The following is an 11,167-nucleotide window of genomic DNA, read 5'->3' on the forward strand; positions in this document are numbered from 1 at the left end:
GTTTGTGTGAGGCTTTTTTAAAAAAGGGGCTTCGGTTGAGTAAATTTTGGGAGGTCACTTCCAACAGTTGAGTCAGATTTTGTGCATCCCTCCCCCCGTTTTGACTCAACCGGACTCTTTTTGCCGCTTTTTTGCCCCCGTTTTGACTCAACCGGACTCTTTTTGCCGCTTTTTCGCCCCCGTTTTGACTCAACCGGGCTCTTTTTGCCGCTTTTTCGCCCCCGACTTGACTCAACCGGACTCTTTTTGCCGCTTTTTCGCCCCCGACTTGACTCAACCAAACAATTTTTCCAAAAATTATGCCCCCAAGTTGACTCAACCAGATTTGGTTGACATACTTCGGGGGCATATTTCGCCTAAATCCACACCGGTTGACATACTTTGGGGGCTTTTTCCGCCTAAATCCACACCGGTTGACATACTTCGGGGGCTTTTTCCGGCAAAATCCAGACCGGTTGACATACTTCGGGGGCTTTTTCTGGCAAAATCCAAACCGGTTGACATACTTTGGGGGCTTTTTTCGCCAAAATCCAAACCGGTTGACATACTTTGAGGGCATATTCCGACAAAATCCACACCGGTTGACGCCTCACAGCGCACGCCTACCCTAGCAGCTTCTGATAAAAAGCATAGTCACTATCGCTATAAGCCACCATGATTACCCGCATGTCGTAATCCGCGTGCTCCCGCAGCCACTTGCGCACCTCGGCAAAGGCCACCTTGCTGGCGTCTTCAAAGGGATAGCCGTAGGCGCCGGTCGAAATCGCCGGAAAAGCCACCGAGTGAAGGCCGTGCTCCGCCGCCACCCGTAGGCTGTTCCGGTAGCACGTCCCCAGCAGCAGCGGGTCACTGTGCGAGCCCGTATAAATCGGCCCCACCGTGTGGATCACGTACTTCGCTGGCAGGCGGTAGCCCTTGGTAATCTTCGCCTCGCCGGTCTCGCAGCCGCCCAGGCCCCGGCATTCCGCCAAAAGCTCCGGCCCAGCTGCCCGGTGGATCGCCCCATCCACGCCGGCGCCGCCTAGGAGCGACTTGTTGGCCGCGTTCACGATCGCGTCCACTTGCAGCTTGGTAATATCGCCTTGCCAGATTTCTAACTTCATCAAATCCTATCCTTCCAAATACATTGCGCGGAACTTTTCCAAGTCCTGCTTACTAAAGCCTAATTTACTGGTAAAAAATTTGTCAAAAGATCCCCAGCCCTGCCGGATGGTCTCCGTTACGCCCAGCACCGCCGGCCCCTCGCCCTTGGTCACGTTCATCTGCGCAATCAGCTGCGACAAGGCCTCGTTAGTCGGGTGCTGCTTTTTATAAGAAAAGTCATACAGGTCATCGGTCAACAGGTAGTCCTGCGCGATCGTCTTGTCGTCAACGCCCAGGGCCAGCAAGATCAAGATGCTGATAATGCCGGTCCGGTCCTTGCCGGCCGCGCAATGGTAAACCAGGGCCTGGTCCGCCGGGAGCCTAAGCAATTCGTTAAAAATCCGCCGGATCCCCGCTTCTGAATGGTCATTCAAGAGGACCTGCTGGTAGATCTTGGCCAGGTAGTTGTCCTCAAAGTCCGGTATGTGGTGAAAGAGGCGCAAAAAAGGATGGCTCTGGTTGAAGCGGGCGCCTTCGGCATAAAGGCCGATGTCGACCAAGCGGGCGCCGGGCCAAAGCAGATCCGGGTAAGCCGTCTGCTCATGCCGGGTCCGGAGGTCGCAGTCGACCGTAATCCGCAAGTTGCGCAGAATAATCTGGTCCTTAAGCGTCAATTCGTTTAAAGCCGCCGACCGGTAAATTTTGCCCCACTTGACCTGCCGGCCGCCGAGGCCCCGGTAGCCGCCGAGGTCGCGGAAGTTGACCGCCTGGTCCAGCTCAATCACTCTTTGCCTTTCTCTCATGTTAAAAAGCCTCCCTTCACCTAAAAGACAATCAATTTTATTCCAAAAACTTGTCCCGCAGCCGGTCCAAATCGCCAGGCTCAAAGCCTAGGCTTTCAAAGTAGCCGGCAAAGCCGCCCCACATCTGCCGGATGGTTTCGGTAATCCCATAAAAAGCCGTCTGGCTAACCTGCGTCTCATTCATCTTGGCAATCTGCCGGCCCAGCTGGTCATCGATGTCGGCTTCATTAATCGTGCGCGGGTTCTCCCGACTAAGCAGGTAGTCCCGCATGATCTCCCGGTCATCTAGGCCTAGCGCCATCAAGACCATTACGCTGACCATCCCGGTCCGGTCCTTGCCCATGGAGCAGTGGTAGAGCAAGGCCTCGCCCTCTGGCAGGTCCAGCATTTCGGCAAAAATCAGCCGCATCACTTCACGGGTTCTAGGCGCGAGCATGTTTTGCTGGTAGATCACGCCTAAATAAGACGGCAGGTGCGGCAGCTTTTTCCGCCCCTTCCGCCAAGCTTCCTCAGCTTCGGCCTCCTCTTGGCCAGACTTGCTGTAAAAATGGGCATCAATCTGCCGGGCGCCAGGCCACAATTTATCTGGGTAATTGTGCTGCTCATTGCGCGAGCGCAAATCGCAATCCACCGTCACCCGCCGCCTAGCAAATTCGACCTGGTCCTTCGCTGACAAGTAGCTCAGTGACCCTGACCGATAGAGCCGGCCCCACTTGATGCGGCGGCCATCGCTAGCCCGGTAGCCGCCCAGGTCCCGGCAGTTGTAGCCGCCGTCTAGTGGCACGATTCGTTTGTGTTCCATCTACCTCATCTCTTTTCCATGGGCAAAAAAGCGCGTTGCGGCCACGGCCCGCTGCCAGCCCGCATAAAGGCGCTCTTTTTCTTCTTCCTCCATTTTACCCTCAAAACGGGCGCCGGTTTTGGCAATTGCTTGGAGATCATCGATACTGTCCCAATAGCCCACGGCCAGTCCCGCCAAAAAGGCAGCGCCAAGGCCCGTCGTTTCTAAGTCCGCGGCTCTTTCGATGGTCTTGCCCAGGATGTCGGCCTGGAACTGGAGGAGGTAGTTGTTGTTGGACGCGCCCCCGTCAACCCGCAAAACCGGAATAGCGATGCCAGAATCTTTTTCCATGGTGGCAACCACGTCCCGGGTCTGGTAGGCTAGCGACTGCAAGGTGGCCTTGATCAAGTCCTTGTCGCTGGTCCCCCGCGTCAGACCAAAAATGGCCCCCCGGGCTTCCGCATCCCAGTACGGCGCCCCCAAGCCGGTAAAGGCCGGCACCACGTAGACTTCGTTGTCGTCAGTTGACTCTAGTGCCGCCTTTTCAGAATCAGGTGCTGACGAAAGCAGCTTGACTGAATCCCGCAGCCACTGGATGGCCGAGCCCGCCACAAAGACCGATCCTTCCAAGGCATAAGTCACCTGACCGTTAATCGCGTAGCCAATCGTCGTCAGCAGGTTGTTTTCTGACTTGACCGCCTTGTCCCCCGTATTCATGACGATGAAGGAGCCTGTCCCGTAGGTATTTTTGACCATGCCGGGCCTCAGGGCCAGCTGGCCAAACAAGGCCGCTTGCTGGTCCCCAGCCATGCCAGAAATTGGCACCTTGCCGCCAAAGAACTGGTAGGGGTCGGTTTCCCCGTAAATTTCGGAATTAGATTTGACCTCTGGCAAAAGGCTGCGCGGGATATTCAGCAAATCAAGGATTTCCGCGTCCCAGGTTAGGTCATGGATGTTAAACAGCATGGTCCGGCTGGCGTTGGTGTAGTCGGTCACGTGAACCTGGCCCCGGGTCAGTTTCCAGACCAGCCAGCTGTCGATGGTGCCAAAAAGCAGCTCGCCTTTTTCCGCTCGCTCTTGGGCGCCTGCCACATGGTCCAAAATCCAGCGAATCTTGGTCGCAGAAAAGTAAGGGTCCACGATCAGCCCAGTCTTGTCCTGGATCAGCTGCCCGTAGTCCTTTTTCAACTTTTCTGCTAAGGCCGTACTCTGCCGGGACTGCCAGACGATGGCGTGATAAATCGGCCGCCCCGTTTGCTTGTCCCAGATCACGGTCGTTTCTCTTTGGTTGGTGATGCCGACGCCGGCGATCTGGTCTGGCCGCAGGCCCGCGTTGATCAAGGCCGTGGAGGCCGTAATCTGGACGGCATGCCAGATTTCTTCAGCGTTGTGCTCCACCCAGCCAGGATTAGGGAAATATTGGGTAAATTCCCGTGCAACGCTGGCCACTTGCTGGCCCTTTTTGTCAAAAATAATGGCCCGGGTTGAAGTTGTCCCTTCGTCAATGGCCATGATGTACTTGTCGATTTGGTCTGTCATTGTCTTTTTCCTTTATAAACTCAGATTTTCGTAAACGCTTACTAACTTTATCCTCTTTAAGTCTATGCTAAAGGAAAAAACAAGTCAAACGTAAAATGCCCTGGCAAAAGCCAGGGCATTTTTTCAATTATCCCCTCACCCCCTCAAATTACTATTTTTCCCCTTTTTGGTTTATACTTATTCTAAACAGATTTACAAAGGACGAAATTATGGCTGATAACACAATTCGAATTGCTTACCTGTACGAAGACCTGATGAACACCTATGGCGACTCAGGCGACGTCAAGATCCTGCGCTACTGGCTAGCCAAAAAGGGCTACCAAACCAGCGTTGATAACATCTCCCTCGGCAGCAGCTTTAATGCTGATGACTATGACTTTGTCTTTTTCGGTGGCGGTCAAGACTACGAGCAAAGCATCGTTGCTAAAGACTTGCAGCGCTACAAGGACACCCTAAACAACTACATCCAAGCCGGCAATCCCATGCTGGCCATCTGCGGTGGCTATGAACTGATGGGGACTTACTACAACACCATCTCCGGCACCAAGATTAAGGGCCTGGGCATCTTGCCCCTCCATACGGAATTTGACCCCGAAAAGCGGATGATTGGCGATACCAAGTACGAAACCGAATGGGGCCCAACCATCGGCTTTGAAAACCACTCTGGTCAAACCTTCCTGGATGACCGCGACATGCTGAAGCCTTTTGCCAAGGTGGTTGAAGGCTATGGCAACAACCACGAGGAAAAAGAAGACGGTGTTCGCTACAAAAACTTTATCGGTTCCTGGTCCCATGGTCCAATGCTGAAAAACGACAACGTGGCCCACGCCTTAGTAGACCTGATCTTGAAGCGGCATGAAGAAAGAGTTGCTGCTACTGTAGTTGCAAAATAATGATCTGAAAAAGCCCCAGCTTGATTCTTAAGTCAAGCTAGGGCTTTTGCTTTCTACTTTATTATTAAGCATTTCTGTCGTTTGAGTTTACTTTTTAAGAAGTATCCCCCACCAAATTTTTTCAAAAAAATATTATTTCACACTTGTGGTATATCACAAACGTGGTATAATAATTGATGTAGGGAAGTGAGAACGATGAAGATCGATATCATTCGGTATCTCGATAACCATCACCTGACCATCTACCGCGTAGCGAAAGATTCAGGATACGGCTACACTACCCTTCACAAGTCATTTAACAAGCATCAATCCAACGCGACTTCCATAAATTTGCGCGACCTGGACGCTCTCGCCCGGGCTCAGCACAAGGCCATGTGGGAAGTCTTGCGGGAACTTGAGAATTCCTATCTCAGCGATGACAATGATGACAAATAATAAGGAAGGTTAGTTAACCGCTGAGAAAAGTCCTCTTGTATTGTTTCAATGCATAGGGCTTTTTATCTTGCTTTAAATAACCTATCTCGCGATCATTAAACCTAGAAAGAGGTACAAAAGATGGCTTACGATGAATTTAACGATATGGACGATTTGTTTAGACAATTAATGAATGGCATGGGCGGCTTTAATTCAGAAAACCGCCGCTACTTGATCAACGGCCGCCAGGTCACCCCAGAAGAATTTGCAGAATACCAAAAGACTGGCCAGCTCCCTGGACAAAAGACCGCTGCTCCTGCTAAGGGCCAAAAGGCTAATGGCATTTTGGAAAAATTGGGCCGCAACTTAACTGAAGAAGCCCGTCAAGGCAAGCTTGACCCAGTCATTGGCCGCAATAAGGAAATTCAGGAAACGGCCGAAATCCTTTCTCGCCGGACCAAGAACAACCCAGTTTTGGTTGGGGACGCCGGGGTTGGTAAAACCGCTGTTGTTGAAGGCTTGGCTCAAGCCATTGTTCACGGCGACGTGCCAGAAGCAATCAAGAACAAGGAAATCATCTCCATTGATATTTCCAGTCTGGAAGCAGGGACCCAGTACCGGGGCTCTTTTGAACAAAACATTCAAGACCTGGTCAACGAAGTCAAGGCTAAGGGCAACATCATTCTCTTCTTTGACGAAATCCACCAAATCTTAGGTGCCGGCGGCATGGGCGATGGCAGCGGCTCCAAGGGCATGAGCGACATTTTAAAGCCTGCCTTGTCTCGCGGTGAAATCACCGTGATCGGTGCCACCACCCAAGACGAATACCACAACACCATCATGAAGGATGCTGCCTTGGCCCGCCGCTTCAACGAAGTTACGGTTAACGCGCCAAGTCCGGAAGACACCTTCAAGATCTTGCAAGGCATCCGCTCCTTGTATGAAAAGCACCACAATGTGGAATTGCCAGATGATGTCTTAAAGGCTGCGGTTAACTACTCCGTTCAGTACATTCCGCAAAGAGCCTTGCCAGACAAGGCCATTGACCTGCTTGACATGACGGCTGCCCACCTGGCTGCTCAGCACCCAGTAACGGACGCCAAGACTTTGGAAAAGAAGATCAAGGAAGAAAAGAAGGCTCAAGAAAAGGCTGCTGAAAAAGAAGACTACGAAGAAGCCTTAAAGCACAAGGTTGAAGCTGAAAAGCTGCAAAAGCAGCTGGACGCTGGCCATGACGAGCGCAAGACCGTTGCTGCGCCAGCTGACGTGGCTGCTGCCGTTGAACGCTTGACCGGCATCCCAGTTTCCAAGATGGGTGCTAGCGACATTGAACGCTTGAAGGGCCTGGCTGGCCGGCTCAAGGGCAAGGTCATTGGCCAGGACGAGGCTGTTGAAGCTGTAGCCAAGGCCATCCGCAGAAACCGGGCCGGCTTTGACGAAGGCAACCGGCCAATCGGCTCCTTCCTCTTCGTTGGTCCAACCGGGGTTGGTAAGACGGAACTGGCTAAGCAGCTGGCTTTAGACATGTTTGGCTCCAAGGATGCCATCATCCGCTTAGACATGTCCGAATACGCTGACCGGACGGCCGTTTCCAAGCTGATCGGGACCAGTGCCGGCTACGTTGGCTATGACGACAACTCCAACACCTTGACGGAAAAGGTTCGCCGGAACCCTTACTCCATCATCTTGCTGGACGAAATCGAAAAGGCCGACCCACAAGTTATTACCTTGCTCTTGCAAGTCTTAGATGATGGCCGCTTGACCGATGGCCAAGGCAACACGGTTAACTTCAAGAACACCATCATTATTGCTACGTCTAACGCCGGCTTTGGCAATGAAAAGCTGATGGGCGAAGCTAAGAAGGATGAAAGCTTGATGGACCGTCTGGCTCCTTACTTCAGACCAGAATTCTTGAACCGGTTCAACGCAGTTATTGAATTCAGTCACTTAACTAAGGAAGACTTGAAGGAAATCGTCAACTTGATGCTGGACGATGTCAACAAGACCTTGGCTAAGAAGGGCTTGACTTTAACAGTCAGTGAAGATGCTAAGGACTACTTGATTGAACAAGGCTACGATGAAGCCATGGGGGCCCGTCCACTCAGAAGAGTGATAGAACAAGAAATCCGCGACAAGGTAACGGACTACTACCTGGACCACTTGGATGTCAAGCACCTGAAGGCGGAAATGGTTGACGGGGCTTTAAAGATCAACGAAGATACTGAAGCTAAATAATATATAAGGAAGAAAGCAGTAAGTAAAAACACCTAGAATAAAAAGCACAATATACACAAAGAATATTAGTGCATTAATGCTATAGAAAATATCAAAAAGAGACAGCAAGAAATTGCTGTCTCTTTTCTTTTGGGCCTGAAATCGTTCGGAATTTGTATTATAATTAAACTATAATTGCGCTTACAGATGAAAGGACGTTTTTATGGCTGCATCCCTGTATCAGTTCGATCAGCAAAGCAAAAATTTTTATGAAAAATCGCCTTTTCCAATTATGATCTACCAGTTGGTAGACGGCCAATACCAGGTGCTGCTCTTATCGGAAGGCTACTGCAACATGGTCAAATCAGGCAGGGCGTCCATGATGGCCTACCTTGGCCAACATAACCTCAGCCGGGTTCACCCAGAAGACCGGAGCCGCCTGTATAATTTTATCCAGCAGGTTGACCAGAAGAAGGCACACCGCTTGACCTACCGCCTATCGATTGAGGGTCACTACCACCAGCTCCTGGCCTATTGTAAAACGCAAATAGATAACGGCATCAAACTTTTTATCGTCCACTACTTCGATATCACCACCAATGGACAGAAGCTGGCTGACCAGATTAGTCCTTATGTTAGGCAAAAAGCTGACCAGGTTGACAAGCTGACCGGACTCAAGCAGATTGGGTACTTTGAAGCTTATGGGGCAACTTTTTTAAAAAAGCTCCTGGCTAAAAACGAGTCAGCCGCCTTCGTCCTGGTCGACGTCAACCATATGCGAGCATATAATGAAAAATTTGGCTACGAGCAAGGCGACCAGCTCCTCCAGCAGCTGGCGCAAAGCATGCGAAGCCTTTTTCCGCATGCCCTGATTGCCCGCTACTTCCAGGACCAGTTTATCATTTTGACCGCCAACCACTACTTAAGCAGTCATCTTAAACAGCTGGCTGATTCGGTCAAAAAGACTGCCGCCGACCAAATCACTTCCATTCGTTGCGGGATCTACGTCACTAGCCAGGCCGAGCTGCCGATCGCGGCTCTCGACAAGGCCCGGGTGGCTTTGATCTACAACCCAGCTGCCAAGCCGCTACACTACTATAGCCCGCGCCTGCAAGAACAAGTCAGCCGGCGCGACTACGTCCTCGGCCATTTCATGGAGGCCCTCGAAAAAGGCTGGATCACGGTCACCGTGCAGCCGATCATCAACCTGATGAGCAAGAATACTGCGGCCTTTGAGCTCTTGTCCCGCTGGAACGATCCGGTTTACGGTACCCTCTACCCCAAGGACTTTTTGCCAGTTTTAGAGGAAAACCACCTGACCGATTACCTGGACAGTTACATCATCAAGGAAAGCTGCAAGATTTGGCACAAGCGCTACCGTCAGCAGCTGCAGAACCTGCCGATGGTCTTCAATTTGACTATCACGGACCTGGAGAACAAAACCTTTTTTAACCAGGTGAAAAAGATCCTGCAAGAATACCAGCTGCCGCGCCAGTTCTTCTACTTTGACCTGGCCATCCCCAACAACGCCGACCCAGATTTGGTGCAAGAGCAGCTTTTGTCCTTACGCAAAGACGGCTTCAAATATGCCTTTGACCTGGCCAGCAGCTCTTACCCAATCACCGATGCCTTGATCCAGTTTACTTTTGACTTCCTCAAGTTTGACATGACGACTTTTGACGTCCACGATCCCAAGTCCACCACGCTCTTGGCCTCGATCGTCACGGCTTGCAAGCACCTGGGCGTCCGGCCACTTTTTAAAAATATCGAGAGCCAAAACCAGGTTGACTTTATTCAGTCGATCGGTGGCATCATGATGCAGGGCAACTACCTAGCTAAGCCCCTGCCTTTTGCCAGTTCCATCCACGATCTATCTCAGCAGGGCTTCCCGCCGCAAAGGCTGGCTGACCGAGACTTTTACCGGGAGCTCAACCTGATCAATGTGCTGGACCCAAACGCCCACTTTTTTGACCAGGAAAAAACCGGCCTGATGGCCCCAGTGCCAGTCATGGTCTACTTGGTGGAAGACGGGCACGTTAAATTGGGCTACATGAACGGTGCCGGGCAAAAGTTGCTGACTAAACTGAACGGCAACTTGACCGACCACCTGGCCCTACTCAATGGGCGAAAGTGCAATAACGCTCTCCGCTTCTGGGATACGATCGCAAGCTGCACAGACACTGGCGACACGGCATCGTACACGATCGTTGACCAAAGCTTCCGCTACCGGATGGTTATGCAACTGGTAGCCAAGAGTGACCGCTGCCAGGCCTTTTTGTCTACAATCAGCGAGCAGCCAAGTCGCCTGCTTACTTTTGCCAAAAAGGACCAGAAGGAGCTGGCGCCGGAGAGTCTCTGGCAGACCCTGACCCACAATATCAAGATTGGTCTCTTTTGGAAGGACCAGAACTGGCGCTTCTTAGGAGCCAACCAGCAATTTTTGGACTACTATGGCGTGTCGCTCCTGGATCTGGTCGGCCGCACCGATGAGGAGCTCGGTTTTAACATCAACCCGGAGCATTTCCGCAGCAGCGAGCAGCAGGTCCTGGATGAGGGCGTGTCGGTGCGGGAACGCGGCAAAACCCTAGCCCGGGGCAAGGTGCGCGACATCCTGGCCTTCAAGGCGCCAGTTTACCAAGACGGCAAGATCGCTGGTTTGATGGGACTTTTTATCGATACGACTAAAAATAGTCAGCGCCTGGCCCAGCTGGAGAACGAGGCCTCGCAAGATGCCTTGACCAAGCTGCAAAACCGGCACAGCCTGAGCCACAACTTTGCCTACCTGACCGGGCGGCCGCTGTTTGTCTTGATGATGGACATCGACTTTTTCAAAGAGTACAATGATACCTTCGGCCACTGCTACGGCGATGAGATTTTGAAAAAAATCAGCCAGAACCTGCTTAAGATCTACGGCATCGGCAACTGCTACCGCTACGGGGGCGACGAGTTCCTGGTGATTGGGGACTTTAGCAAGATCGAGGACATCAAGGCTAAGGACTGGCAGCTGCGGCAGGCTTTGGAGAAGATGGAGATTTTGGATATCAACCTGACCATCAACATTTCGGTTGGCTACTGCTACGGCAAGGCTTTGACTAAGGATGAGCTGGAAGGCATGATCCACCTGGCTGACCACAACTTGTACAAGGTCAAGAATCACGGCCGCTGCGGCATCGACGGCAGCCGGTATCTAGCGGAATATGAGTAATTTTGTTTTGAAGGAAGCGAATCTTCGTGATTCGCTTCCTTTTTTGCGTTGGCGGGCTCTCATAAACTTACTCAAATACGGTAGAGGTCGCTCATGATCTTACTCAACTACGGTAGAGGTTGCTCATGATCTTACTCAACTACGGAAAATGCTGCTCATGATCTTACTCAACTACGGAAAATGCTGCTCATGATCTTACTCAACTACGGAAAATGCTGCTCATGATCTTACTCAA

Annotated in this window: 10 protein-coding genes; 5 read left to right on the top strand and 5 right to left on the bottom strand. The window is 51.7% G+C overall.

The features are described from left to right. Positions 1 to 81 precede the first annotated feature (81 nt). A complete protein-coding gene (locus tag FC20_RS10400) occupies positions 82 to 333 on the top strand; it encodes a hypothetical protein (RefSeq protein ID WP_156402966.1) in 252 nt (83 codons plus the stop codon). Here FC20_RS10400 and FC20_RS10170 read toward each other — a convergent pair. From FC20_RS10170 to glpK, 5 genes are read right to left on the bottom strand one after another with little or no spacing between them, the layout of a single operon-like run. Continuing rightward, complete coding sequence (locus tag FC20_RS10170; protein ID WP_082610496.1) at positions 316 to 600, bottom strand: hypothetical protein; 285 nt, start codon at positions 598 to 600, stop codon at positions 316 to 318. The genes FC20_RS10400 and FC20_RS10170 overlap by 18 nt on opposite strands. A gap of 2 nt (positions 601 to 602) precedes the next feature. Beyond that, the gene (locus FC20_RS10405; protein ID WP_008462027.1) at positions 603 to 1,103 is read right to left on the bottom strand and encodes an O-acetyl-ADP-ribose deacetylase; all 501 of its coding nucleotides are present in this window, start codon (positions 1,101 to 1,103) and stop codon (positions 603 to 605) included. Positions 1,104 to 1,109: 6 nt separating this feature from the next. Continuing rightward, positions 1,110 to 1,886 carry a tyrosine-protein phosphatase gene (locus FC20_RS10410; RefSeq protein ID WP_008462028.1) on the bottom strand — a complete coding sequence of 259 codons (777 nt, stop codon included), beginning with the start codon at positions 1,884 to 1,886 and terminating at the stop codon, positions 1,110 to 1,112. A 37-nt stretch (positions 1,887 to 1,923) separates the two neighbouring features. Then, positions 1,924 to 2,688, bottom strand: coding sequence for a tyrosine-protein phosphatase (locus FC20_RS08005; protein WP_054668068.1), 765 nt, complete (start codon positions 2,686 to 2,688; stop codon positions 1,924 to 1,926). Beyond that, positions 2,689 to 4,206, bottom strand: a complete 1,518-nt coding sequence (gene glpK, locus FC20_RS08010; protein WP_008462033.1) for a glycerol kinase GlpK — start codon at positions 4,204 to 4,206, stop codon at positions 2,689 to 2,691. Between the two features lie 209 nt (positions 4,207 to 4,415). Between glpK and FC20_RS08015 the strand changes: the two genes are divergently transcribed. The 4 genes from FC20_RS08015 (at position 4,416) to FC20_RS08030 (ending at position 10,932) form a co-directional block, all read left to right on the top strand. Then, positions 4,416 to 5,099, top strand: coding sequence for a type 1 glutamine amidotransferase (locus FC20_RS08015; protein WP_008462035.1), 684 nt, complete (start codon positions 4,416 to 4,418; stop codon positions 5,097 to 5,099). A 195-nt stretch (positions 5,100 to 5,294) separates the two neighbouring features. Next, positions 5,295 to 5,534, top strand: a complete 240-nt coding sequence (locus FC20_RS08020; protein ID WP_008462037.1) for a hypothetical protein — start codon at positions 5,295 to 5,297, stop codon at positions 5,532 to 5,534. Between the two features lie 120 nt (positions 5,535 to 5,654). Beyond that, positions 5,655 to 7,748 carry an AAA family ATPase gene (locus FC20_RS08025; RefSeq protein WP_056945368.1) on the top strand — a complete coding sequence of 698 codons (2,094 nt, stop codon included), beginning with the start codon at positions 5,655 to 5,657 and terminating at the stop codon, positions 7,746 to 7,748. Between the two features lie 202 nt (positions 7,749 to 7,950). Further along, a complete protein-coding gene (locus FC20_RS08030) occupies positions 7,951 to 10,932 on the top strand; it encodes a bifunctional diguanylate cyclase/phosphodiesterase (protein ID WP_008462045.1) in 2,982 nt (993 codons plus the stop codon). Positions 10,933 to 11,167: the final 235 nt, after the last annotated feature.

The organism is Lactobacillus equicursoris DSM 19284 = JCM 14600 = CIP 110162 (genome assembly GCF_001434815.1).
Taxonomy (GTDB): domain Bacteria; phylum Bacillota; class Bacilli; order Lactobacillales; family Lactobacillaceae; genus Lactobacillus; species Lactobacillus equicursoris.

Bases quoted from the DNA above. Each gene is read 5' to 3' on its own strand.
- FC20_RS10405 (WP_008462027.1), bottom strand. From the start codon at position 1,103: ATGAAGTTAGAAATCTGGCAAGGCGATATTACCAAGCTGCAAGTGGAC.
- FC20_RS10410 (WP_008462028.1), bottom strand. From the start codon at position 1,886: ATGAGAGAAAGGCAAAGAGTGATTGAGCTGGACCAGGCGGTCAACTTC.
- FC20_RS08005 (WP_054668068.1), bottom strand. From the start codon at position 2,688: ATGGAACACAAACGAATCGTGCCACTAGACGGCGGCTACAACTGCCGG.
- glpK (WP_008462033.1), bottom strand. From the start codon at position 4,206: ATGACAGACCAAATCGACAAGTACATCATGGCCATTGACGAAGGGACA.
- FC20_RS08015 (WP_008462035.1), top strand. From the start codon at position 4,416: ATGGCTGATAACACAATTCGAATTGCTTACCTGTACGAAGACCTGATG.
- FC20_RS08020 (WP_008462037.1), top strand. From the start codon at position 5,295: ATGAAGATCGATATCATTCGGTATCTCGATAACCATCACCTGACCATC.
- FC20_RS08025 (WP_056945368.1), top strand. From the start codon at position 5,655: ATGGCTTACGATGAATTTAACGATATGGACGATTTGTTTAGACAATTA.
- FC20_RS08030 (WP_008462045.1), top strand. From the start codon at position 7,951: ATGGCTGCATCCCTGTATCAGTTCGATCAGCAAAGCAAAAATTTTTAT.